Raw genomic sequence first — 22,918 nt, forward strand, 5'->3', positions numbered from 1 at the left:
GGATGACTGTCAGAGACCAGCCGAATCGGCTAGCCGACACCTGGCCATGCCTCGATATGCTCTGGCCCCTCGATGGCGATGCACGCCATCGCCTACGGGGGAGGGCATCGTCGTGCGCGCACGAAGATTGCTGGCCGGGTCACTCGGCATAGTGCTCGGCGCGGGTCTGGTCAGCGTGACCGCCGCGCCGGCTCAGGCCTACCAGCAGTGGGACGTGAACAAGTCCGGTTGGGCCTACACGGATTCCCAGCTGCCGAAGAAGTCGTTCGTCAACCCGTCGGGGGACGCGCCGATCGGCGCGTGGACCGATGCGGGCGGAAAGAAGCACAGGTCCCGGTCCTACTTCAGCTTCGACATCACACGCTTCAGCGGCGCCGTCATCCACAAGGCGGATCTGGTCATCGCCGAGGCGTCCGCTGCCGACTGCGCCTCGGCGCAGCCGGTCGAGTTGTGGCGCACCGATGCGATCACGGCCACCACGAGCTGGGATTCGGCGCCGCGCCGACGTGAACTGCTCGGCACCGTGCAGGCCGGTGGCGAGGCGACCTGCCCCGGCTACCTGGCGTGGGACGTCATGCCCGCCCTGCAGAAGTTGGCGAAGCAGGGCGTGAAGACCCTCACCGTCGAGTTCCGGGTGCCGCACGGCTACGAGGGCGACCTCTCCCACGGCCGTAAGCTCCGCCCGTACCCGTCGATCCGTACCGAGGCCAACCACGCGCCGACCGTGACGCAGATCGGGCTTGAGTTTCCGTCGTGGTCCTGCGGCACCAGGGACAAGCCGCAGCCCGTGGCGGCGCGCAACTACACCCTGATGGTCCAGGGCGCGGACGCGGACCCCTACGACTACGACTACTGGGGGCAGTTCGCCGCCTGGCCGGTCGGCCACGAGGACCAGCGCTCCGAGCTGTCCGGATCGAGCTACTCGGGCGCCCTCTCCAAGGTCACCTGGGACATGGGGCAGTACCCGCACGGCACCGTGGTGGCGTGGACCGCTCGCGCCTACGACGGTCACGACTACTCATCCTGGGCGAAGCAGTGCTTCGTGAAGGTGGACGGCGAGCGGCCGGCCACACCCCTGATCAGTTCGGTCAAGTACCCGGACGACGGCGAACCCCACGGCGGCTCGGGTGTACCCGGCACGTTCACCTTCAAGGCGAACGGATCGAAGGACGTGGTCGGCTACTACTGGGGACGCTTCGGCGAGACGTACAACTACATCGCCGCTCCGAAGCCGGGCGCGGACGTCACCCTCGAATACACGCCCACCTCGTTCGTCGAGTACCTGAGCGTGCGCAGCGTGGACAGCGCCTCGAACTCCTCCGAGGTGGCCGAGTACGACTTCTTCGTCAAGTCCACGGCCCCCGGGGTCCGGGTGACCATGGGCGGTGTCGGCCTGCCGAGCCAACTGGCGATCTCGACAAACGTCGAGGGGGTCACCGAGTTCGGTTACCGGATCGGCGACGGCGCGGAGGTTCGGGTGCCGGCGAACGCCGACGGGACCACTGTCGTCCCGGTGGTGTTCACCCAGACCGGTCTCGTCCGGGTCCAGGTGCGCAGCTACGTCGGCGCCGAGATGGTCGGCGCGTACACCGAGGACGTGCAGGTCCGCGACACCCCGATCGTGGAGTCGGCCGACTTCTCCTTCCCGGACCACGACGGCGTGGTGGACCGCGCGGGCAGCTTCACCTTCCGGCCTGGGCGGACGGGAGTGGTGGCGTACGAGTACGCGTTCCAGTACGACGAGATGCGACGCGTCGACGCGGCGGCGGACGGCACCGCCGTGCTGCCCTGGACGCCTACCGAGCCGAACTGGTACACGCTCAACGTGCGCAGCATCACCGCCGACGGCACCGTCTCGGAGGTCGAGCAGTACCAGTTCAACGTCATCGACACCAAGCCGACCGTCTCCTCCAGCGACTACTACGAGTTCGGCGCGTGGGGCGGTGTGGGCATCCCCGGTGAGTTCAACTTCGACACCGCGATGCCGGATGTGGACGCCTATCTCTACCGGCTCAACGACGGTCCCGAGCAGACCGTCGACCCGGAGTACAGCTGGGCTCGGGCGACGATCACCCCCGAGCGCTCCGGCAGCAACACGCTGACGGTCCGTACGCGTTTCCTGGACGGATCGTTCTCGCCGACGCGGACCTACACGTTCGAGGTCAGCGATGCTCCGGTGGTGACGTCAAGCGAATACCCGGAGAACGGCGACGGAGGCCAGCCCGGCCAGCCGGGTCGCTTCACCTTCAACCCGGGCCGCTCCGACGTGGTGGAGTACCGCTACGTGCTGGAGTACAGCGGCGAGGAGCAGGTGGTGGCCGCCGGACCGGACGGCAAGGCGACCGTCGAGATCGCGCCCATGCACGACGGCTACACCTTGCTGACGGTCACCAGCCGAGCGGCGGACGGCACGGCCAGCGCCGAGCGGCGGTACTACTTCCGGGTCCGCGATCCGCGGGTCAACGTGAGCAGCGTGTACGACGAGTACACCCCGCGTGGCGGGATCGGCACGGTCGGCAGGTTCGGTGTCGACACCGAGATCGGCGAGGTGAAGACCTACGAGTACCAGCTCAACGGCGGTGCCTGGCAGAGCGTGCCGAAGGAGACCGACTCGCTGGTCACCGACATCTCGGTGACCATGGATCGCAACGGCGCGAACGTGTTCTCCGTGCGGGGTCGCACCGAGGCGGGCGAGTACACGCCGCAGACGGACTACCCGTTCCTGGTCGGCACCGCGCCGCGGGTGGTGTCGACCACCTACCCGGAGAGCCAGTGGGCAGGTGGCGTCGGCGTTCCGGGCGACTTCACCTTCACCCAGGGCGGCCCCGGGATGGTGGAGTTCGAGTACACGATCGACAACGGGGAGCCGGCGACGGTGGCGGCGAACGCGGCCGGGGTCGCCACAGTTACCTACACGCCCACCTCGACCAACTCGCACACCATGAGCGTGCGCGGGCGTACGGCAGACGGTGTGTGGTCAAACCCGACCAACTACTACTTCCTGGTCAACTTCTCCTGATCCGCCGCTCTGATCGACTCGGGTTCCAGGAAGCCGTGGCATGAAAGCGCCTCGGACACCGCGATTTCCTGGAAACCGAGTCGATCAAGGAGACAACAACTCAGTCGAAGGTCGGGAGGGACGGGCCGAGGACGTCGTCGGCGTCGACGATCGTGTACGCGTACCCCTGCTCGGCGAGGAAGCGCTGCCGGTGCGCCGCGTACTCCGTGTCGATCGTGTCCCGGGAGACCACCGTGTAGAAGTGCGCCTGCCGGCCGTCGGCCTTCGGCCGGAGCACCCGACCCAGCCGCTGCGCCTCCTCCTGCCGCGACCCGAACGTGCCCGACACCTGGATCGCCACCGCCGCCTCCGGCAGGTCGATCGAGAAGTTGCCGACCTTGGAGATCACCAGCGTGCGGATCTCCCCGGTACGGAACGCGTCGAAGAGCCGCTCCCGCTCCTTGTTCGTGGTCGAGCCCTGCACGATCGGCGCGTCGAGATATTCGCCGATCTGGTGCAACTGGTCGATGTACGCGCCGATCACCAGCACCTGGTCGTCCGGGTGCCTGTCCACGAGCGCCTTCACCACCGGCAGCTTCGTGCGGGCGGTCGCCGCCATCCGGTAGCGCTCCTCGGCCTCCGCCGTCGCGTACGACATGCGCTCCGCGTCGGTAAGGGTCACCCGGACCTCGACACACTCGGCCGGGGCGATCCAGCCCTGCGACTCGATGTCCTTCCACGGCGCGTCGTAGCGCTTCGGACCGATCAGGCTGAACACGTCGCCCTCGCGGCCGTCCTCGCGTACCAGAGTCGCAGTGAGGCCCAGCCGACGGCGGGCCTGGAGGTCCGCGGTGAACCGGAAGATCGGCGCGGGCAGCAGGTGCACCTCGTCGTAGACGACCAGGCCCCAGTCACGGGCGCCGAACAGGTCCAGGTGGGTGAACGCGCCGCCGCGCCGCGAGGTGAGCACCTGGTACGTGGCGATGGTGACCGGGCGGATCTCCTTGCGCTCGCCCGAGTACTCGCCGATCTCCTCCTCGGTCAGCGACGTGCGGGCGATCAGCTCCCGCTTCCACTGCCGGCCGGCCACCGTGTTGGTCACCAGGATCAGGGTGGTCGCCTTCGCCTCGGCCATCGCCGCCGCGCCGACAAGGGTCTTGCCTGCGCCGCAGGGCAGCACCACCACGCCCGACCCGCCGGCCCAGAACGCCTCCACGGCCTCCCGCTGGTACGACCGCAGCGTCCACGGCTTACGCCCGTCCTTGCCGGCCTCGGCCAGCTCGATCGGGTGCGCCTCACCGTCGACGTAACCGGCCAGGTCCTCCGCCGGCCAACCCAGCTTGAGCAGCGCCTGCTTGAGCCGGCCACGCTCGGACGGGTGCACCCGGATCGTGTCGTCGTCGATCTTGTCGCCGAGCATCCCGGCGAGCTTCTTGCTCTTGGCCACCTCGATCAGCACCAGCCGGTCCAGCGCACGCAGCACCAGCCCGTACGCCGGGTCGTTGGCGAGTTGGAGCCGGCCGTACCGGTCCATCGTGTCGGCCACGTCCACCAGCAGCGCGTGCGGCACCGGGTACCGCGAGTACTTGATCAGCGAGTCGACCACGCCCTCGGCGTCGTGCCCCGCTGCCCGGGCGTTCCAGAGCCCGAGCGGGGTCAGCCGGTACGTGTGCACGTGCTCCGGAGAGCGCTCCAGCTCCGCGAAGGGAGCGATCGCCATCCGGCAGGCCTGCGCGTCGGGGTGGTCGATCTCCAGCAGCAGGGTCTTGTCCGACTGCACGATCAGGGGTCCACCACTCACGCCAGCGTCCTCTCCTCGGTTGGCCGTCCGGCCGGAACGGGTCGCATACCCGCCGCTGGCCGACCATCCAGTGTTGCACGGCGGAGAACGTCGAAAGAAAGATGAGCACCGGGTGCAACCAAGACGGCACTCACGAACGTCTAGCAAAGGGACGATCGTCCAGGGGAGGTGCCATGAGGCGTGTCCGCAACACTTCCCTGCTGATTGCCCTGGCGGTGGTCGTGCTGGTCGGTGCCGGCGCGTGCACGTTCGATCCGCAGTCCGGCGGGAGTGGTGGCGGGGGAGCCGCCCCGGTCGGTGCGGCGGAACAGGCATCGGGGGCGAGCGGCACGTCCGGGCCGGACCAGCGCGGCCGGCCCACACCGGCCGTGCCCACACCGAAACCCACACCGAAACCCACACCGAAGCCGACCCGCACGGCTCCCACCCCGACCCCCGCCAGCGGTACGCCTACCGTCGCCGGCTGCCCCCAGGGCCAGCACCAGCGCGCCGTGGAGACGTACCTCGCCCGGTTGGGCGGGTTCGGGCCGGTGACCGTGGACGGGCGGCAGTCCGCCGCCGACTGCGCCGCCATCAAGAAGTTCCAGAAGAGGTACGGGATTCGCCCCGTCGAGGGACGCGCCGGACCGACCACCCTCGACGTGGCCCAGCGCCTCGCCACCACCGACACGACCCGCTGCAAGGCCGGCGCCGGCACCACCTTCTGCGTGGACCTCACCCGGCAGACCGTCTGGGCCCTCCGGGGCGGCAAGGTGGTCCTCGGGCCGACGGTGACCCGCACCGGCATGTCCGGCTACCGCACCCCGTCCGGCACCTACACGGTCAACTACCGCAACCCCAGGGAGTGGTCGAACCCGTACGAGGTGTGGCTGCCCTACTGGCAGCACTTCACCCAGGGCATGGGGTTCCACGAGACCACCACCTACCTGCACGACAAGTCGATCGGCTCGCACGGCTGCGTCAACCTGCTGCACGCCGACGCCGTCCGGATGTGGGAGCTGGGCAAGGTCGGCACCCGGGTGGTGCTGATCGGTCGCCGCCCCGGCACCTGAACATCCCGCCCGACTCGGGGTTTATCCCCTGTCACACGCGTCCCGGTAGTGACACTCTTGGGAGTCCAGGGCCGCACCGGGCGGGGAGGCTGGGCATGACTGTCGACCGGGACGTGATCGCAGAGCATGAACAGGCGCCACCCGACGAGGTGTCCCGCGCGACAGTTGCCGCGTACGCCCTCGCGGCGGCGCTCCTGGTCGGATGGTTCCTCTTCGGCTGGCTGGTGCTGCGACAGGGCTTCGTCGACTCGGTAGGTGAGTCCGCCGGCGCCGGCTTCGCCCTGCTGCTGATCGTCTCGGTGGTCGGCACCTTCCGACGCAGCCGCCGCTGACCGAGCGGGCAGCCGCCGCGGACCGAGCACGGCCGGCGGCGGTGCCCCTGCTCAGTCCGCCAGCACCGCAGCCGTGATCCGGTGCAGTGCGAAGGTGTGCAGCATCTCGGTCCGCTCATCCTCGGCCCGCAGGTAGCCCGCGCCGATCGACACCGGCTTGACCAGGCGGGACGCGGTAGCCCCGTGGGCGTCGACATAACCGACCCAGACCAGCGCCTTGTCGCGGACCGCCTGCTGAAGCACCGCCAGGGCCTCGGTGTGGGTGTGCGCGGGCACCGGGCCACCGCCCAGCCCCGCCGCCCCGCCTCGGACGACTGCCGGCGCCCGCCGGGCCGCCCGCGCCGCCGCGTCGCCGCGCCGGATGTGCTCCACCACCCCGAGCAGCCGGGGCATCGGCAGCTTCGGCGCGGCCAGCGGGTCCAACGTCCGGGTGGTCACCGGCACCCGCGCCGGAGCACGCCGGATCCGTGGCCGGGACAGCATCGTGCCGCCCGTGCCGTCCTCCTGCACCGGGGCGTACCCGGCGTCCCGCAGCGCGACGAGCATCCGGCTGACCTGGTACGGGGTGCTCAGCACCGTCGGCGCCAGCCGGCGCAACGCCAACTGCTCCAGCCTGCGGTCGGCCAGCACCTCGGTGAGCAGCGCCTCGTCGTCGCTGCGCAGGTACGCCCCGGCCGCTCCGACCCGCAACCCGCCGTGCTTCCGAGCCACGTCGTCCACCAGGTAGCTGAGCCCCTGCGGCACCGGGGTGCGCGACCGGCGCCGGAACAACTCGTGCAGGTCGTCGGCCGTGTAACCGGCGTCCAGCGCCCGCCGCACGCTCGCCGTGGTCACCCGGTGCACACTCGCCCCGCCGGCCGACTCGGGTTCGGTAGTCGCCTCCAGCTCGGCGGCGAGCGCCGGCTCCGGCGGCCCGGGCACCACGACTGTCAGGTCGGCCTGCACCAGGAAGTGATCGACCGGGGCGGGTAGCAACGCGTCCAACGCCCGCGCGGCACTCGACGGGTCGCCGCTCTCCGCGTCCACGTGCAACCCCAGCGGGTCGCCGTCCGGCTCATCGGCCGACGTCAGCTCGCCCAGCAACAACCGCCCGTACGAGGTGAGCGCCCCCAGGCCTGTCACGCCGAGCTGCGCCGCCTCGGCCAGCACCTCCCGGTGGGCGGCCTCCCGACCCCGGCTGCGCCGTGGCGCACGCCAGTCCAGCAGGGCCTGCACCTCCTCCGGGGTGGGCGCGGTCGCCGGTTCCAGGTCGGCGAGCACCCCGAGTACCGCCCGCCGGGTGGCTGGTGCGCCGGCACGCTCGGCCTCGGCGGAGAGCGCGGTGATCGGCCGGTCCCGGTCGTCCCGCCGGCCGACCAGGCCGACCTGCCGGGTCATCGTCAACCAGGCACGGGCCAGGTGCTCCCACCGCTGGGCCAGCGAGGCGGCACGCCACACCTCGTACCCACCGGTCGGCAGCACCTGCTGATCCGCGCCGTACCGGCCGCTCGCCGAACCGGACATCTCCAGCTCACCGGCGAGCCCCGCCGCGTACGCCACCTCCAGCAGAAGGGCCGTGGTCGGCTCGTCCAGCCCGGCGGTACGCGCCAGTCGGCGCAGGTCCCGAACGCCGATGCCACCCGAGCGCAGCACCGGCGCGGGCTCGGCGGCCAGCTGCTCCAGCAACCCCTCGGTGTGCCGTACCGCCTCCATGGTCTGGCCGGCGCCGGCCGAGTCGACGGCCTTCGGCTCACGCGGGGCGGCGGCCACCGGCGGCGGACTGCTGCGCAACGGCCCGAGCGGGCCGCTGTCGCGGCGCAGCAGCAAACCCACCTCGCGGGGCAGCTCCACCGTGCCGCTGGCCGTCGACGAGCCGGAGGAGATGGGGACCAGCAGCCTGTTGTCGACCAGCCAACGCACCGGTGAGCCGGTCGGCGCGCCACCGTTCGTCGGGTCGGCGAGAACGGCGTCCTGCGTGCCGATCGGCGGTGCCTGCAACGCGCCCGGGGGCACGCTCCCGACGGGCGGTCCGGCCGCCAACCGGTCCAGGATCGCCCGGGCCGACGGGGGCGCGGCGAGCAGCGTCCGGCGCAGCTTCGCCGGGTCCGCGCAGAGCGCTGCCGTGCGCGGGTCCAGGTCCGCAGCCGGTCGACCGAGGCCGGCGGGGTACGGGGTCGCCTCGTCGACGGCGCCCGCCACGTGCAGCGCGTGCTCCGGGCCGTACAGCAGGAAAAGTGCTCGTAGCCGGCCCACGGCGGCCCGGACGGCGGTCGGTGCCGGCGGGTGCGGCCCGGCGGTCGCCATCGCGAGCACCGCGTCGGTGGCCGTGGTGCCCTCGTCCGGGTGTCGGGTGAGCCGGGCGGCGTCGAGGATCAGAAGGGTGAACTGGTCCAGCCCGTCCAGGGCACGGGCCACCGAGACCCGGGACTGGGCGCGGATGGCCAGGGCGGAGACATCGGCGGGCACGGGCACGACGAGGTCCGGCCGGAGCTGGAGGAGCGCGGCCAGCGACTCGTCGGGCAGCGACCGCAGGTGGTCGGCGAGTGAGGTGGTCATCGTCTTTCCACGCTAGCCCGGGGTGGGGCTGTCGCGCCCCTCGGACGTCCGGCCGGTTGGGGGTCACCGGTACGTTTCTCGACATGCCCGCACTGACCGTCGGATTCGACCTCGACATGACCCTGGTGGATTCCCGCCCCGGCATCGCCGCCGCGTACCGGGCGTTGACCGCGAGGACAGGTGTGCCTGTCGACGCCGAGCTGGCGGTGTCCCGGCTCGGCCCGCCGCTGCGTACCGAGATCGCGCACTGGTTCCCGCCGGAGCAGGTCGAGTCGGCTGTGCTGACGTACCGCGAGCTCTACCCCGCGTACGCGATCACCCCGACGCTTCCGCTGCCCGGGGCGCGGGAGGCCATCGAGGCGATCCGCGCGCGGGGCGGTCGTGTGCTTGTCGTCACGTCCAAGATCGCCCGGCTGGCCCGGCTGCACCTGGAGCACCTCGGTCTCACGGTCGACGAGCTGGCCGGTGACCTGTTCGCCGAGCAGAAGGCGACAGCCCTGCGGGAGCACGGCGCGACCCACTACGTCGGTGACCACGTGGCGGACATGGTGGCGGCGGGCGCGGCGGGGGTGCCCGGAATCGCTGTCGCGACCGGGCCGTGCTCCCCGGATGAGCTGCGGGACGCTGGCGCGGCAGTGGTGCTGGACGATCTCACCGGATTCCCAGCGGCGCTCGACGGCTTGATCCAGCTAGCCTGGAAGCAGTAGCGGCTCAAGTGAAGCAGGGGTTTTCAGGTGCCTACGGGTCGAGTGAAGTGGTACGACACGGCCAAGGGATACGGCTTCGTCACCAGTGACGAGGGCGGCGACGTGTTTCTGCCCAAGGCCGCGTTGCCGGCGGGCGTCACCGACCTCAAGGGTGGTCAGCGGGTCGACTTCAGCGTGGTGGACAGCCGCCGGGGCGCACAGGCCATGGGCGTCAAGCTGCTGGACGCGCCGCCGTCGATGGCGGAGCTGCGACGTCGGCCGGCTGAGGAACTGCACGGCTTGGTCGAAGACATGATCAAGGTGCTGGAGGCGAAGGTCCAGCCGGACCTGCGTCGGGGCCGGTACCCGGACAAGAAGGCGGCGCAGAAGATCGCTCAGCTGGTCCACGCGGTGGCCCGCGAGCTGGAGGTCTGAGGCACCAGTCCGGCGGTGGCGGCGCGGTCGAGGAGCGCCGTCACCGCGGCGAAGCCGGCGTCGCCCAGGTCGGCGGTGAACTCGTTGACGTAGAGGCCGATGTGCCGGTCCACCACGTCGAGTTCCATCTCCTGGGCGTGCGCGAGGACGTACTCCCGGCTGGCCGTCGGGTCCGCCCAGGCCTGGCGGACCGACTCGCGGATCCAGCCGGCCGCGGCCACGGGGTCGACCGCGCCGCGCCGGGCCAGGATCGCGCCGAGGGGGATGGGCAGCCCGGTGTCGGCTTCCCACCACTCGCCGAGGTCGACGAGCGCGGTCAACCCGTGCCGGTGGTAGGTGAACCGGGCCTCGTGGATGACCAGCCCGGCATCGAAGCGACCAGCCGCGACGCCCGGCATGATCTCGTGGAACGGAACCACCTCGATCCGGGCCGGTGGTTGCCCGGCCGACCAGAGCCGGAACAGCAGGTACGCGGTCGTCCGATCGCCGGGCACCGCCACCGTGGCGCCGGCCAGGTCCGCGCGGTCACCCCTGGTGAGGACCAGCGGTCCACACCCGCGACCGAGGGCGCCCCCGCAGGGCAGCAGGTGGTAGTCGTCGAGCAGCCAGGGCAGCGCCGCGTAGCTCACCTTCACCAGGTCGAACGCGCCCCGCTCGGCTGCCGTGTTGGTGACGTCCACGTCGGCGTACGTCACCTCGACGGGCGGCGCGCCGGGCACTCGCCCGTGCACCAGGGCGTCGAAGACGAACGTGTCGTTGGGGCAGGGCGAGATCGCCAGGGAGAGCGCCACACCCTCACGTTAGTCCCGCACCCGACCCGCGGCCCGTGCGCGCCCCGCCCACTGTGATCCACGACCGACTGGGCGGGCCCGTGTGGCTGGGCCGGGCCGGTCTGGCCTGGCGGGCTGGCGTCGGGGCCGCGCTGGCCGGGCCGGTCTGGCGGGACCGGGCACCTGCCTCGGGCTTCCTTTGGAGCTGATGCCGTCAATGCATCACTGCGCGAGGCCGAATCCAGACGGCCAGAAAGCGACATCCGTGGGCCTCGGGCAGTAGCGGAGCCGAAGTGGTGATTCGTTTGCGGCATCAGCTCCAAAGGACGGCGGGGTGGACCATCCACCGTCCACCGGTCCCGGCGGTTGTCCACAGGCTTATCCACAGGTCCGGCGAGGGTGTTGATAGCCCTCTGAGCTCGCGGAAACATCGCCCTGTGACCGACGTGACTGACCGCACCATCGAGACTGTCGGAGCCGACCTGGGCAAGGTGATCCGTGCTCTGCGTCGCCAGGCCGATCTGAGTCAGCGGCAGTTGGCCGAGAGGGCCGGCGTGCCGCAGCCGACGCTGGCGCGGATCGAGTCGGGGCGGGTCGCCGATCCGCGATTCCGGACGGTGGAGCGCCTCGTCCGGGCCGCGAGAGGGGAGGTCGCGTTCGGCACGCCAACGGCGAGACCCGCCGTCATCGAACCGACGTCTGTCCCGCACGACGACATGCGGGACATGGCAGAGCGGCGGTACCCGGCGCATCTGGACGTCTGGCCGGTCTACGAGCCTCGGGACTGGCCGGGCGCGTGGTGGGCGGCGTGGTACAGGTTGCCGCCCGAGCGCTATCCCCTGCCGCTGCCGCCGGCGGCCTACGAGCTGAACCGGCGCTACCGCGACAACAGACGGTGGGGTGCGGAGATCCGACGGACGACCCGGGTACGCCGGGTGGTGGGTGGCGACCTGCCGTCCGTCTGTTGGCGGTACGTCGCCGAGCTTCCCGACGGGCAGCTGGTCGGCGAGCTGCGGGCCCATGAACGGAGTCCGCACCTCGAGCACGGGGAATGGGACCCGCAGTTACCGGAGCGGGAGATGGCGCTCGACGGGGTGCTCGTTGATCCCCGTCACCGACGGCTGGGGCTCGGGCGGAGGCTGGTCACTGCACTTGTCACCGATATGCGTGAGGCGGGTATCGACGACGCCGCCGCGATAGCCGAGGACGCCGGCATCGAGCTGTTGCTGGCGTGCGGCTTCGAGATCGAGGCCCGCCGGCCCGCGGCACTGCGGCTGGGTCGGCCAGGCCGGTTGAGTTACAGGTGAGCGAGGGCGGCGCCGGCCAGTCGCACGCTCAGCGCAACGCTGGAGCCGCTGTGGTCAGCGCGGTGAGGGCCTCGCGCAGCCGCCAGGCGTCGCGGTCGCGGGGACCGATCGGGTTGGAGATGGTGCGCAGCTCGGCGAAGGGCACCCCGGCCTGCGCGGCGGCGACCGCGACTCCGTACCCCTCCATGGCCTCGGCGACCGCCTCCGGATGCCGGCGGCGCAGCTCGTCGGTGCTGGCGGCGGTGCCGGTGACCGTGCTGACGGTGAGCACCGGACCGGTCGTAGCCGCTGGCAGGGCCGCCCGCAGCGCCGCGAGCAGGCCCGGGTCGGCGGGCATGATGCTGCCTCCACCGAGCAGCGCGGGTGGCATGCCCAGTTCGTCGACAGCGATGAAGCCGTCGGGCGACTCGGCGCCCAGGTCGGCGGCGATGCTCGCGGTGCCGAGCACCGTGTCGCCGACGGCGGCCCGCCCGGTGAAGCCACCGGCCACACCGGCGCTGACCACCGCGCGGTACGGACGGCCGGCCGCCTCGGCCAGGGCCAGCAGCCGTGCCGTGGCGGCACCCGCGACGGCCGGGCCCACCCCGATCGGGGCGACTGTGACGCTGGCGTCGGTCAGGCCGGCGCGTACGGCGTCCGCCTCGGCCGGCACCGCGGTCACCACCAGTAGGCCGGTCACGAGAGCGAGCCGGGGGACTCTCGGCGGGTCTCGTCGTCCGCTCCGCCGCCCGGGCCGCCGACCGACGAGGAGGGGCGGTAGATGTGGTAGCCGGGCGGCGCGAGCCCCGGCTCGTCGTGCTGCGGTGGGTTGGCCTGGGTGGGCGCCGGCGAGGTGGGTGCGACGTTCGCGGGCTCGGCCTCCGGCTCGTCCTCGGCCAGTTCGTCGTCACCCAGCGGCCGGCCGGCGAGCTTCTCGGCGCGCAGCCGGGCAGCGACCAGTATCCCCCGGACGGCGGCCAGGATGCCCACGCCGGCGGCGACCGCGATGCCGGTACGGCCGTCGAACGGGACCAGCCCGAGCCCGCCACCGACGACGAAGGCGAGCATCAGCACCGTCTCGGAGTGGGCGAAGGAACTGGCCCGCAGCCGCTCCGGGATGCGCTCCTGGATCGAGGCGTCCACGGCGAGTTTGGCCACCCCACTGACCAGCGCGGTGACCAGACAGAGCAGGGCCACCATCAGCAGCGAGAACTGGATGACGGCGAGCACCCCCACCCCCGCCACGATGATCATGCTGCTGGACTGGATGGCGGTCGGCCGGTGGATGCGCAAGCGGGTGCCGACGGCGGTCGCCAGGAAGCTGCCGACGGCCAGCGCACCGCCGATCAGCCCCAGCGCCCACTCCGCGCCCAGGTCCCGGCCGAACACGCCGGTGGTCAGGTCACCCTTCTTGATGGCGAAGGCGAGGAACAGCAGCAGGAAGCCGTACACCGCGCGCAGGGTCGCGGCGCCGACCAGGGTGGCGATCACCAGCCGCCCGGCCGGTCGGCCCCGGCCCAGCGGCCGGTCTTTACGGCGACCCAGCGCACGCAGCGCGCGGGGCACCCGCTCCGGCGGCTCCGAGTCCGCCTTCGGCGGCAGCCGCAGGGAGATCACCATGCCGATCAGGAAGATCACCGACGCGACGCGCAGCGGCCACTGCGGCCCGAACCAGAAGGCCGCCAACCCGATCGGCGCGACGAGCGCACCCGCCACCGTGCCGTAGACGCTGGCCCGCGCGCCCACCTGGGACAGGCCCAGCCCCTCCGGCAGCAACCGGGGCACCGCCGCGGACCGGGCCACGCCGTAGGCACGCGACAGCGCGAGCACACCGAACGCGGCCGGATAGAGCCCGAAGCCGTGGATGTAGTCGGAGATCAGCCAGGCCAGGAACGCCCGGCCGAGCATGGTGGCGGCCAGCGCGTACCGCCGGCCGTGCCGGAAGTGGTCCAGCAGCGGGCCCACCACGGGGGCGAGCATCGCGAACGGCACCATGGTCACCAGCAGATAGAGCGCGACCTTGCTGCGGGCCTCGCCGAGCGGCACGTTGAAGAAGATCGTCCCGGCCAGGCCGATGGCGATGAGCGTGTCACCGGCGCAGGAGACGGCGTGCAGGTCGAACAGGCGGATCATGCCGACCTCGCCGCCGGCGCCTCGGGTCCGGGCCCGGCCGGCCCGGCGGGTCACCCAGCGGCCGCCGCCCACCGAACCACGCAGGAGCAGGCGAACGGCCCGAATGCCGGTGCCGACGGTCCGCCCGAGGACGGATCGCCCGGAGCGGGAGTACGACGGCATGTGCACCATCCTCGCCCATCTGATCCAGGTACGCCGCACCACTGCGGTGAAAGGTTCCCCGGGAGTCCCTGTCACCCCTGCGGGGAGCATGGGGAACAATGGTCGGGTGACCAGGCCCGTCTCCACCCGTGCCGCCCGTCTCGACCAGGTCTGCGCCGCCGCCGTCGAGGTGGCCCGCGCTGGCATCACCGAGGTGGACGCCGACGACGTCGGCGACCACCTGCAGGTCGTTGCCGAGGGTGAACGGCTGGTCACCCACTACTTCGAGTGCCTCCTCGCCGGCTATCGCGGCTGGCGGTGGGCGGTCACCGTCACCCGCGTGGCGCGCAGCAAGACGGTGACGATCTGCGAGACGGTGCTGCTGCCCGGCCCGGACGCGCTGCTCGCGCCCGGCTGGCTGCCCTGGCAGGAGCGGCTCAAGCCGGGCGACCTCGGCCCTGGTGACCTGCTGCCGACCTCCCCGGAGGACGAGCGGTTGGCTCCCGGCTACCTGCTCTCCGACGACCCGGCGGTCGAGGAGACGGCCTGGGAGCTGGGTCTCGGTCGGGCACGGGTGCTCTCCCGGGAGGGGCGCGCCGACGCGGCACAGCGCTGGTACGACGGCGACCACGGCCCCACGGCGGCCATCTCCACCGCCGCCCCGGCCGCCGCCCGCTGCGGGACCTGCGGTTTCTACCTGCCGCTGGCCGGCTCGCTGCGGCAGGCGTTCGGCGCCTGCGGCAACTTCTACGCCCCGGACGACGGCCGGGTGGTAAGCGCCGACCACGGTTGCGGCGCCCACTCCGAGACGCTGATCGAGGCCGCCGAGACCGCGGTGGAGGATCTTCCCACGGTGTACGACGACAGCGCGGTGGAGGCCATGTCGGTCAGCCGTGCCCCGGGCTCGGTGGAGGCGGCCGAGCCGGCGGAGCCGTACGGGCACCCCTGAGCGCTCGCGCGTGGCCGGGTGCGCTCAGTTCGCGCGGCGGCGGCGTCGGTTGGCGTCGTGACGCAGCATGACGGCGAGGCCGGGGAACCCCCACAGGAAACCGGCCAGGCAGGTCCAGAGCCAGTTCTCGTGATCGTGCTCGGTCAGCCAGCCCCGGAAGAACACCAGCAGCACCAGCCCGACGACCGCCCAGGCGATCAGCCCGGCGACGGCGAACGGCACCATCGGCGGGTCCAGCGGCGCGGGACGCGGTGGCTGGTCGTTCGGCATCGGGCAAGCGTACGCGATCCGCTTCCCCTGCCCGCCGGTGATCTGGGACGATGCGCGCGACAACCGGAAGATCACCTGCGAGGTCCTGATGGCAGTAGCGCCGCCCGAGAACGGCACACCTCCCAACCCCGCTCATCCGCGTAACGGCTTCGACCGGTTCTTCGAGATCTCCGCCCGCGGCTCGACGTTGAGCCGTGAGGTACGCGGTGGCCTGGCCACCTTCTTCACGATGGCGTACATCGTGGTGCTCAATCCGTTGATCCTGGGCGGCGCCGTCGACGGTGACGGCAAGTCCCTCCCGATTCCGGCGCTGGCCGCGGCGACCGCGCTGGTCGCCGGCCTGATGACCATCCTGATGGGTGTGGTCGGCCGGTTCCCGCTGGCGCTCGCCGCCGGCCTGGGCGTCAACGCCCTGGTGGCGTACGAGATCGCCCCCGAGATGACCTGGGCCGACGCGATGGGCCTGGTGGTGATCGAGGGTGTGATCATCGCCGTGCTGGTGCTCACCGGCCTGCGTACCGCTGTGTTCCGCGCGGTGCCGACGCAGATGAAGACGGCGATCGGCGTCGGCATCGGCCTCTTCCTGACCATCATCGGTCTGGTGGACGCGGGCTTCGTCCGGCGGATCCCGGACGTCGCGAACACCACGGTGCCTGTGGGCCTGGGCATCGGCGGCAAGCTGGTGAGCTGGCCGCTGCTGGTCTTCGTGGTGGGCCTGCTGCTCACGCTGGTGCTTGTGGTCCGCCGGGTGAAGGGGGCGATCCTGATCGGGATCCTGACCTCCACAGTGCTGGCGGTCATCGTCGAGGCGGTCGCCAACATCGGCCCGTCGTTCGTCGACGGGAAACCCAACCCGAAGGGCTGGGCGCTCAACGTGCCCGAGCTGCCCAAGACGGTGGTGGACGTGCCGGACCTGTCGCTGCTCGGCAAGTTCAACGTGCTCGACTCGTGGGGCCGGGCCGGCTGGGTGGTCGTGCTGATGTTCGTCTTCACGCTGCTGATCACGGACTTCTTCGACACCATGGGCACGATGGTGGCGGTCGGCCAGGAGGGTGGCCTGCTCGACGAGCGGGGCACGCCACCGAAGGCCAAGGAGATCCTGCTTGTCGACTCGATCGCCGCGGCGGCCGGCGGTGCGGCAAGCACCTCCAGCAACACGTCGTACATCGAGAGTGCTGCCGGTGTCGGGGAGGGTGCCCGGACCGGCGTGGCCAGCCTGGTCACCGGCGTGCTCTTCCTGCTGGCGATGTTCCTGGCGCCGCTGGTCGTGATCGTGCCGTTCGAGGCGGCGTCGACAGCCCTGGTGGTGGTCGGCTTCCTGATGATGACCGCCGTGCGGACGATCGACTGGTCCGACTACGAGATCGCCATTCCGGCGTTCCTCACCATCGTGCTGATGCCGTTCACGTACTCGATCTCCAACGGGATCGGCGCCGGTCTGATCACCTTCGTGGTGCTGAAGCTGGCCCGGGGTAAGGCCCGGGAGATCCACCCCCTGCTGTACGGGGTGGCAGTGCTCTTCGTGCTGTACTTCCTGCGCGGGCCGATCGAGTCGCTGGTGCTCTGACCTGCCGTCCGGGCGGGGAGCCGAGCAGGATTCCCCGCCCGGAACAGCACAAACGTCCCCGTGAGCCTGGTCATAACGGATGTCGTTAGCCAGGCTCATTAGTTAAGCTAACTATCGTGACGGAGCGGACGGTGACGGCGGAACGCGTGCCACCGGCGCAGCTGGCTCCCCAGCTGCGAGATGCGATCACCCGACTCAACCGGCGGGTCCGCCAGGCCCGACCGGTCGGCGACCTCACGGTCACCCAGCTCTCCGCGCTCACCAGCCTGCGGCTGGCGGGCGCGCTGACGCCTCGGGAACTGGCCGATGTCGAACGGGTGCAGCCACCGACGATGACCAAGATCGTCGCGAAGTTGGAGGACCGCGGCCTCGTGCAGCGGACCCCCCATCCGACCGACGGCCGGCAGGTCATCCTCGCGGCGACCGAAGGGGGGCAGGCCGTGCTCGACCAGTTCGAGCGGGCCCGCAACGAATGGCTGGCCCACCGGCTGGCCGAGCTCGACGAGAACGACCGGGAGACCCTGCACAGGGCCGCCGAGATTCTCCAGCAGCTCGCTCGCGCCTGAGCCCGCGCCCGCGCCACTCCGGCCGTGCCGTCACCTGTCGATGACGTGTACGTCCGAAGGAGGCGCACCAAGAGTGCAGGCCAAGCTGAGCACGATGTTCCAGTCCCTACAGGTCCGCAACTACCGGCTCTTCGCGTCCGGGCAGCTGATCAAACTGATCGGCGTCTGGATGATGTTCATCGCCCAGGACTGGCTCGTCCTCGAGCTCTCCGACAACTCGGCCACCGCGCTCGGCGTGGTCACCGCGCTGCAGTTCACCCCGGTGCTGCTGCTCACCCTGCTCTCCGGCCGCCTCGCCGACCGGTACGACAAGCGGGTGCTGCTCTTCGCCGCCAACGCCTTCTGGACGGTGCTGGCGCTGGGGATGTCCCTGCTGGTGCTGACCGACCTGGTGCAGCTCTGGCACGTGTTCGCGTTCGCCGCCCTGCTCGGCACGGCCAACGCCGTGGAGACCCCGGTCCGCCAGGCGTTCGTCTCCGAACTGGTCGGCACGCCGCTGTTGCCCAACGCCCTGTCGCTGAACGCCGCCGTGTTCAACTCCGCCCGGATCGTCGGCCCGGCGGTCGCCGGCCTGGCCATCGCCGCCTTCGACGTGGGCCCGGTCTTCCTCTTCACCGCCGTCAGCTCCATCGCGCCACTTGTCAACGTGGTCCGGATGCGGACGAGCGAACTGCAGCGCGACGCACTCCCACCGCGCGACGAGCGGGCGTCCGCGAAGGTCGTCGACGGGCTGCGGTACGTGTGGCGTCGACCGGACCTGCTGCTGCCGATGGCGGTGATGTCGGTGATCGGCATGTCGCTGTTCAACTTCCAGCTCACCCTGGCCGCGCTGGCCAAGACGGTCTTCCACACCGGCGCCGCGTCCTTCGGCCTGTTCAGCACCGCCCTCGCCGTCGGCGCGCTGTGCGGTGCGCTCAGCGGCACGGGTCGGCGCAGCCGACCCTCGGTCTGGCTGGTGCTCGGCGCCGCGATCGCCTGCGCCAGCTTCGGCACCCTGGTCGGCTTCGCGTCGACGTACTGGCTGGTCGTCGTGCTGCTCGTGCCCACCGGCTTCTTCATGGTCTTCTTCGCCCAGGCCGCCAACCAGCGCGTCCAGCTCGGGGTGGACGCCGCCTTCCGGGGCCGGGTGATGGCCCTGTGGGTGCTGGTGTTCCTGGGCACCAACCCGGTCGGCGCACCGCTCATCGGTTGGGTCGCCGAGCACTTCGGCGCCGGCGCGAGCATCTGGATGGGCGGGCTGATCTCGCTGGCCACCGCGCTGATCGCCCTCACCTGGCAACTGCGCCGCGCCGGTGCGCGACTGCGCTTCCGGGTGCTGCCCATGCCCCGTTTCTACGTCACCTCCACCGACTGCTGAGCCGCGCGTGGGGCCCCTTCCGACCGGAACGGGGCCCGCGCGCACGGTCGGGAAACGTGCGGAGGTCCGGATCGGCGGATAGCGCGGATGCGGCCAATTCGGTGGCGGGGCGGGACGACGGGGCTTAGCGTCGATATGTGGGAGTCGAACGCGCGCTGATGCTCGCCCTGGCGTTCCTCGCCGTGGCCAGCCTCCCGGCCGCGTTCGCCCTGCTCTTCTGCGCCGACGAGATCATCGACCGCGTGGTCTGCGGCTGGTCCGAGTGGCGCGAGCGCCGGCGGGAACGCCGCACCATCGCCCGCCTCGACCGGGCCATCGAAGCCGACGCGCTGACCCGCGACATCGACCTCAGCGAGTTCGACCGCGCCGACCGCCGCCCACTGGAACAGCTCGCCGCCGACCTGCGCCGCCTCGGTGGTCAGCGGCTCGGCGGCAACGCCCGGTCCATGGTCTGGCACGGCGCGGTGCTCCAGGCGTACGACGACCGACTCCGGCTGGCCTGCCGCGCCCTCGGCATCACCGAACACCTCGCCGAGCTGAGCGGCGTCGACCAGCAGATCGAGCGGATACGCGTGGAGGGTGTGCTGCACGCCGCCGGCCTGACCCTGCCGGCGGCCCGCGCCGGACACCGCCAACGGCACCGCTGACCGGCCGACCGATGCGGCTCTTCGTCGCCGTCTACCCGCCCGTCGAGGCGATCACCCATCTCGGCGCGCAGGTCGTCCGGCTGCGGGTCGGCGCGGCGGCCGCCGCCGGCACCGCCGTCCGGCTCGCCGACCCGGCCGACCTGCACCTCACCCTGGCCTTCCTCGGTGAGGTCGAGACCGCCCGCCTGGCCGACGTGCGGAGCGCGCTCGGGCTCGCCGCCCAGGGGTTCCGCGACGACAGGGACGCCTCGCCCCGGCTGAGTCTCGGCGGCGGCGGCGTGTTCGGCGACGGTCGACGCACAGTGCTCTGGACGGATGTCCGGGGCGACGTCGACGCGCTGCACGCACTGGCCCGGCTGATCCGCGATCGGCTGCGCCACGTCGGGCTGCCGTACGACGACAGGCCGTTCCGCCCGCACCTGACCGTGGCCCGGCCCGGCGACCGGGTGGCTTCGGCTGCCGTCGACGCCGACCGGGTCGCCCTGAACGACTACCAGGGACCGGAGTGGCGGGCGACCGAGTTGGTGCTGGTCCGCAGCCACCTCGGCCTCCGGTCGCGCTACGACCGCCTCGCCGCCTGGCCGCTCTGACTTGTCGAGCCAGGCGTGATCCACTCGGGTTCTTGGAAGTCGGGGCTTCTTGTTCGGATCGATGGCCCGGTTTCCTTGATGCCGCGTGGATCACGCAGTGACTGCCGCGTGTCGGCGGTGGCGGTCAGCCGACCCGCCGACGTCTCACGCGTCAGGAGGACTCGCGGGCCGCCGGGCCGCTGCCGAAGAGCACGTCGTCCCAGCTCGGCAGGCGCTTGCGCGGCTTGCCGTTGGCGTCGGTGGACTCGCCGCCGGCCGCCGCAGCGGCCGTACCCGTCCGGCGGGGCCGCAGCACCGCCAGCGACGGCACGGCCGGGACCTCCTTGGGCGCGTCCGAGTCGTCGTCGAAGGCCGAGCCCTGACCGCCGCCGAGCAGCGCGGCAGCGCCGCCGCCGACCGGCCGCTGCCGGGGAGAGTCCGACCCGGCCAGAGCAGCCGGGGTACGCGGCTCAAGGCCACGACCCGACGAGCCGCCGAGCGGGCGGTCCAGGGAGGCGAGCAGCGCGTCCCGGCCAGCCCGGATCGGATCGCGGCCGGGGCGCGGGTGCTCAGACGCGGCAGGCAACCCGTGCCCACCACGGCTCGGCTCGCCACGCGACGGGCCGGGCAGGCCGTGCCCGGTCCGCTCCGGTGCCGGCTCCTGGCCGAGGATCGGCGTGGGCCGCTCGGCGCACAGGTACTGCGCCATGTCGTCGTGCGGCGTGACCACCTGCCGAGCCTTGTCCATGTCCCAGATGGCCTGCGCGGTGGCCTTGCCGGACGGCCAGGTGGCGATGATCCGCCAGGTGCCGTCGTCGCGCCGGTAGGCGTCCCAGGAGATCTTCTCGGTGTCGATGCCGTGCTGGCTCAGCCGGCCGTTGACCACCTCGGCGAGCGGGGTGGGCTTCTCCGCGCCCTTGAGGCGGGTGCGGCGGGCGTGCTGGGCGAGCATCGCCCGCTCCTGCAACACCGGGCCGGCGTAGCGCAGCACCCGGTCGACAGGCACCCCGGCGATCCGGGCGACATCCTCCGCGGACTCACCGGAGCGAATGCGGGCCTGGATGTCCCGAGGAGACAGTGAGGGAATCGGATCGGCAGTGGTCGGTGCCACCGCGAGCGGCGGGGCACCCGGCTCGGGGTGCATCACGCCGGCGATGCGTTCGTCGATCGGCAGGGCGAGGAGTCGCCCGACCTCGTCGGCGAGCACCAGGGCCTGGCCGTCCTCGGAGAGGGCGACGAAGCGTACTGGGCGCATAACGTTGCCTCCGTCCCGCTTCGCTGGCCGCACGCCACGAGTCGGCCACCCAGGCGTCTCGGACCACCGTACGCGCATCTGTCTCGGGGTGGGGGAAGCGACACCCCGCATGTCGCGACTGAGCTGCGGCGATGATCACGGTGGGTGGCCGTCGAGCCCTCGACGACCACCCACCGTGACGATGCTCAGAGGTGCTCGACCACGTAGTCGATCGACGCGGTCAGCGCCTCGACATCGGCCGGCTCGACGGCCGGGAACAGCGCCACGCGCAACTGGTTGCGGCCGAGCTTGCGGTACGGCTCGGTGTCCACGATGCCGTTGGCCCGCAGCGCCTTGGCGATCGCGGTGGCGTCCACGCCGTCGGCGAAGTCGATGGTCGCAACCACATTGGACCGCAGCGCCGGGTCGGTGACGAACGGGGTGGCCACCGTGGACCGCTCCGCCCAGCCGTACACAGTCGCGGCGCTCTCCGCCGTGCGCTTGGCCGCCCAGGCCAGACCGCCCTGCGCGTTCATCCAGTCGGTCTGCTCGGCCGCCAGGAAGATGGTGGCCAGCGCCGGGGTGTTGTACGTCTGCTCCAGCCGCGAGTTGTCGATCGCGGTCACCAGGTCCAGGAAGGCCGGGATGTAGCGCCCCGACGCCTTGATCTCGGCGGCCCGCTCCAGCGCGGCCGGCGACATCAGGGCCAGCCACAGGCCGCCGTCGGAACCGAAGCACTTCTGCGGCGCGAAGTAGTAGACGTCGGTCTCGCCGACGTTTACCTCCAGGCCACCGGCGCCCGAGGTGGCGTCGACCAGGAGCAGCGAGCCCTCGTCCGCACCGGCCACCCGGCTGATCGGCACCGCCACACCTGTCGAGGTCTCGTTGTGCGGCGTCGCGTACACGTCCACGCCGGCCTCGGCGACCAGCGTCGGCGCGCTGCCCGCAGCGGCCTTGCGGACGGTCGGCTCACCCAGGAACGGGGCGTCCGAGACCGACTTGGCGAACTTCGCGCCGAACTCGCCGAAGCTGGCGAACTGCGCCCGGTCGCGGACGAGACCGAAGGTGGCGACCTCCCAGAACGCGGTGGTGCCGCCGTTGCCGATGACGACCTCGTAGCCCTCGGGCAGCGAGAAGAACTCGGCGATGCCGGAGCGCAGGCGGGCCACCTGGTCGCGGACCGTCTTCTGCCGGTGCGACGTGCCCAGGTAGCTGGTCGCCACCTCGGCGAGCGCGGACACGGCCGCCGGACGGACCTTGGACGGGCCGCAGCCGAAACGTCCGTCGGCGGGCTTGATCTCGTCGGGAATCCGGATGATCGGTGCGTCAGCCACGGTCTTGAAGGTCCTTCCGCATGGGCGAGGGAGGGCTCGGCGCGGACCGGCGGCGGGCGCGTACGGGGCGCACGGCGGCCGGGATCCGTACCGGCGATCCGGCGACACTGCCGGCCCTCATCCTCGCACCCGGGCCGGGCCGGGGAAGTCGGGGTCCCGAGGGCCGGCCTGAGTCCTTCGCCACACCCCGGTGTCGATGTCCGGGCCGCACAGAAAGGGCCCCTCCTGGACGTGAGTCGCCAGAAGGGGCCCTGCG

At 71.8% G+C, this 22,918-nt stretch carries 20 protein-coding genes; 12 read left to right on the top strand and 8 right to left on the bottom strand.

Features of this window, described 5'->3' with window-relative positions; all coding sequences use genetic code 11:
* The first annotated feature begins 112 nt into the window (after window positions 1-112).
* Window positions 113-3,019 carry a hypothetical protein gene (locus ACLQ26_RS15545; RefSeq protein ID WP_425745065.1) on the top strand — a complete coding sequence of 969 codons (2,907 nt, stop codon included), beginning with the start codon at window positions 113-115 and terminating at the stop codon, window positions 3,017-3,019.
* Between the two features lie 100 nt (window positions 3,020-3,119).
* On the opposite strand, the gene ACLQ26_RS15550 is transcribed toward ACLQ26_RS15545, so the two are convergent.
* A complete protein-coding gene (locus ACLQ26_RS15550; protein ID WP_007454807.1) occupies window positions 3,120-4,799 on the bottom strand; it encodes a DNA repair helicase XPB in 1,680 nt (559 codons plus the stop codon).
* Window positions 4,800-4,972: 173 nt separating this feature from the next.
* Here ACLQ26_RS15550 and ACLQ26_RS15555 point away from each other — a divergent pair, with 173 nt between their 5' ends.
* Window positions 4,973-5,851 (top strand): L,D-transpeptidase family protein, encoded by an 879-nt coding sequence (locus ACLQ26_RS15555; protein WP_425745066.1) that lies wholly within the window; start codon window positions 4,973-4,975, stop codon window positions 5,849-5,851.
* A 95-nt stretch (window positions 5,852-5,946) separates the two neighbouring features.
* Window positions 5,947-6,183: a hypothetical protein gene (locus tag ACLQ26_RS15560; RefSeq protein ID WP_425745067.1), complete on the top strand. Its 237-nt coding sequence runs from the start codon at window positions 5,947-5,949 to the stop codon at window positions 6,181-6,183.
* A 51-nt stretch (window positions 6,184-6,234) separates the two neighbouring features.
* Here the strand turns inward: ACLQ26_RS15560 and ACLQ26_RS15565 are convergent, their stop codons facing one another.
* Window positions 6,235-8,718: a helicase-associated domain-containing protein gene (locus ACLQ26_RS15565; protein WP_425745068.1), complete on the bottom strand. Its 2,484-nt coding sequence runs from the start codon at window positions 8,716-8,718 to the stop codon at window positions 6,235-6,237.
* An 83-nt stretch (window positions 8,719-8,801) separates the two neighbouring features.
* Here ACLQ26_RS15565 and ACLQ26_RS15570 point away from each other — a divergent pair, with 83 nt between their 5' ends.
* Window positions 8,802-9,425: an HAD family hydrolase gene (locus tag ACLQ26_RS15570; protein ID WP_425745069.1), complete on the top strand. Its 624-nt coding sequence runs from the start codon at window positions 8,802-8,804 to the stop codon at window positions 9,423-9,425.
* A 27-nt stretch (window positions 9,426-9,452) separates the two neighbouring features.
* On the top strand, window positions 9,453-9,839 hold the full coding sequence (locus ACLQ26_RS15575) for a cold-shock protein (RefSeq protein WP_358096360.1): 387 nt from the start codon (window positions 9,453-9,455) through the stop codon (window positions 9,837-9,839).
* Here the strand turns inward: ACLQ26_RS15575 and ACLQ26_RS15580 are convergent.
* Window positions 9,800-10,630 carry a 1,4-dihydroxy-6-naphthoate synthase gene (locus tag ACLQ26_RS15580; RefSeq protein ID WP_425745070.1) on the bottom strand — a complete coding sequence of 277 codons (831 nt, stop codon included), beginning with the start codon at window positions 10,628-10,630 and terminating at the stop codon, window positions 9,800-9,802. The genes ACLQ26_RS15575 and ACLQ26_RS15580 overlap by 40 nt on opposite strands.
* Before the next feature lie 416 nt (window positions 10,631-11,046).
* Here ACLQ26_RS15580 and ACLQ26_RS15585 point away from each other — a divergent pair, with 416 nt between their 5' ends.
* The gene (locus tag ACLQ26_RS15585) at window positions 11,047-11,916 is read left to right on the top strand and encodes a helix-turn-helix domain-containing protein (RefSeq protein ID WP_425745071.1); all 870 of its coding nucleotides are present in this window, start codon (window positions 11,047-11,049) and stop codon (window positions 11,914-11,916) included.
* A 28-nt stretch (window positions 11,917-11,944) separates the two neighbouring features.
* Here the strand turns inward: ACLQ26_RS15585 and ACLQ26_RS15590 are convergent, their stop codons facing one another.
* Both ACLQ26_RS15590 and ACLQ26_RS15595 read right to left on the bottom strand, forming a co-directional pair.
* Window positions 11,945-12,595, bottom strand: a complete 651-nt coding sequence (locus tag ACLQ26_RS15590; protein WP_425745072.1) for a futalosine hydrolase — start codon at window positions 12,593-12,595, stop codon at window positions 11,945-11,947.
* Window positions 12,592-14,190 carry an MFS transporter gene (locus ACLQ26_RS15595; protein ID WP_425745073.1) on the bottom strand — a complete coding sequence of 533 codons (1,599 nt, stop codon included), beginning with the start codon at window positions 14,188-14,190 and terminating at the stop codon, window positions 12,592-12,594. Before ACLQ26_RS15595 ends, ACLQ26_RS15590 begins: the two co-directional genes overlap by 4 nt.
* Here ACLQ26_RS15595 and ACLQ26_RS15600 point away from each other — a divergent pair.
* Complete coding sequence (locus tag ACLQ26_RS15600; protein WP_193376564.1) at window positions 14,189-15,118, top strand: DUF3027 domain-containing protein; 930 nt, start codon at window positions 14,189-14,191, stop codon at window positions 15,116-15,118. The two genes, ACLQ26_RS15595 and ACLQ26_RS15600, sit on opposite strands and share 2 nt — an antisense overlap.
* Window positions 15,119-15,142: 24 nt before the next feature.
* Here the strand turns inward: ACLQ26_RS15600 and ACLQ26_RS15605 are convergent, their stop codons facing one another.
* Window positions 15,143-15,388 (bottom strand): DUF2530 domain-containing protein, encoded by a 246-nt coding sequence (locus ACLQ26_RS15605; protein ID WP_007454822.1) that lies wholly within the window; start codon window positions 15,386-15,388, stop codon window positions 15,143-15,145.
* Between the two features lie 88 nt (window positions 15,389-15,476).
* Between ACLQ26_RS15605 and ACLQ26_RS15610 the strand changes: the two genes are divergently transcribed.
* The 5 genes from ACLQ26_RS15610 to thpR all read left to right on the top strand — a co-directional run bounded on the left by ACLQ26_RS15610 (window position 15,477) and on the right by thpR (window position 20,115).
* On the top strand, window positions 15,477-16,955 hold the full coding sequence (locus ACLQ26_RS15610) for an NCS2 family permease (protein WP_425745189.1): 1,479 nt from the start codon (window positions 15,477-15,479) through the stop codon (window positions 16,953-16,955).
* Window positions 16,956-17,071: 116 nt separating this feature from the next.
* Window positions 17,072-17,521: a MarR family winged helix-turn-helix transcriptional regulator gene (locus tag ACLQ26_RS15615; RefSeq protein WP_425745074.1), complete on the top strand. Its 450-nt coding sequence runs from the start codon at window positions 17,072-17,074 to the stop codon at window positions 17,519-17,521.
* Between the two features lie 73 nt (window positions 17,522-17,594).
* On the top strand, window positions 17,595-18,878 hold the full coding sequence (locus ACLQ26_RS15620) for an MFS transporter (protein WP_425745075.1): 1,284 nt from the start codon (window positions 17,595-17,597) through the stop codon (window positions 18,876-18,878).
* A gap of 137 nt (window positions 18,879-19,015) precedes the next feature.
* Window positions 19,016-19,525, top strand: coding sequence for a hypothetical protein (locus ACLQ26_RS15625; protein WP_425745076.1), 510 nt, complete (start codon window positions 19,016-19,018; stop codon window positions 19,523-19,525).
* Between the two features lie 11 nt (window positions 19,526-19,536).
* The gene (gene thpR, locus ACLQ26_RS15630; protein ID WP_425745077.1) at window positions 19,537-20,115 is read left to right on the top strand and encodes an RNA 2',3'-cyclic phosphodiesterase; all 579 of its coding nucleotides are present in this window, start codon (window positions 19,537-19,539) and stop codon (window positions 20,113-20,115) included.
* 151 nt (window positions 20,116-20,266) lie between these two features.
* Here thpR and sepH read toward each other — a convergent pair whose 3' ends face one another.
* A complete protein-coding gene (gene sepH, locus ACLQ26_RS15635) occupies window positions 20,267-21,349 on the bottom strand; it encodes a septation protein SepH (RefSeq protein ID WP_425745078.1) in 1,083 nt (360 codons plus the stop codon).
* Between the two features lie 185 nt (window positions 21,350-21,534).
* Window positions 21,535-22,662: a phosphoserine transaminase gene (serC, locus tag ACLQ26_RS15640; RefSeq protein WP_425745079.1), complete on the bottom strand. Its 1,128-nt coding sequence runs from the start codon at window positions 22,660-22,662 to the stop codon at window positions 21,535-21,537.
* Window positions 22,663-22,918: the final 256 nt, after the last annotated feature.

The organism is Micromonospora sp. DT43 (assembly GCF_049841645.1).
In the GTDB taxonomy this organism is placed as follows: Bacteria; Actinomycetota; Actinomycetes; order Mycobacteriales; family Micromonosporaceae; genus Micromonospora.

What these genes read in the sequence shown, in the direction of transcription:
- sepH (WP_425745078.1), bottom strand. Translation starts at nt 21,349, where the DNA reads ATGCGCCCAGTACGCTTCGTCGCCCTCTCCGAGGACGGCCAGGCCCTG.
- ACLQ26_RS15555 (WP_425745066.1), top strand. Translation starts at nt 4,973, where the DNA reads ATGAGGCGTGTCCGCAACACTTCCCTGCTGATTGCCCTGGCGGTGGTC.
- thpR (WP_425745077.1), top strand. Translation starts at nt 19,537, where the DNA reads ATGCGGCTCTTCGTCGCCGTCTACCCGCCCGTCGAGGCGATCACCCAT.
- ACLQ26_RS15605 (WP_007454822.1), bottom strand. Translation starts at nt 15,388, where the DNA reads ATGCCGAACGACCAGCCACCGCGTCCCGCGCCGCTGGACCCGCCGATG.
- ACLQ26_RS15565 (WP_425745068.1), bottom strand. Translation starts at nt 8,718, where the DNA reads ATGACCACCTCACTCGCCGACCACCTGCGGTCGCTGCCCGACGAGTCG.
- ACLQ26_RS15610 (WP_425745189.1), top strand. Translation starts at nt 15,477, where the DNA reads ATGGCAGTAGCGCCGCCCGAGAACGGCACACCTCCCAACCCCGCTCAT.
- ACLQ26_RS15570 (WP_425745069.1), top strand. Translation starts at nt 8,802, where the DNA reads ATGCCCGCACTGACCGTCGGATTCGACCTCGACATGACCCTGGTGGAT.
- ACLQ26_RS15560 (WP_425745067.1), top strand. Translation starts at nt 5,947, where the DNA reads ATGACTGTCGACCGGGACGTGATCGCAGAGCATGAACAGGCGCCACCC.
- ACLQ26_RS15595 (WP_425745073.1), bottom strand. Translation starts at nt 14,190, where the DNA reads ATGCCGTCGTACTCCCGCTCCGGGCGATCCGTCCTCGGGCGGACCGTC.
- ACLQ26_RS15600 (WP_193376564.1), top strand. Translation starts at nt 14,189, where the DNA reads ATGTGCACCATCCTCGCCCATCTGATCCAGGTACGCCGCACCACTGCG.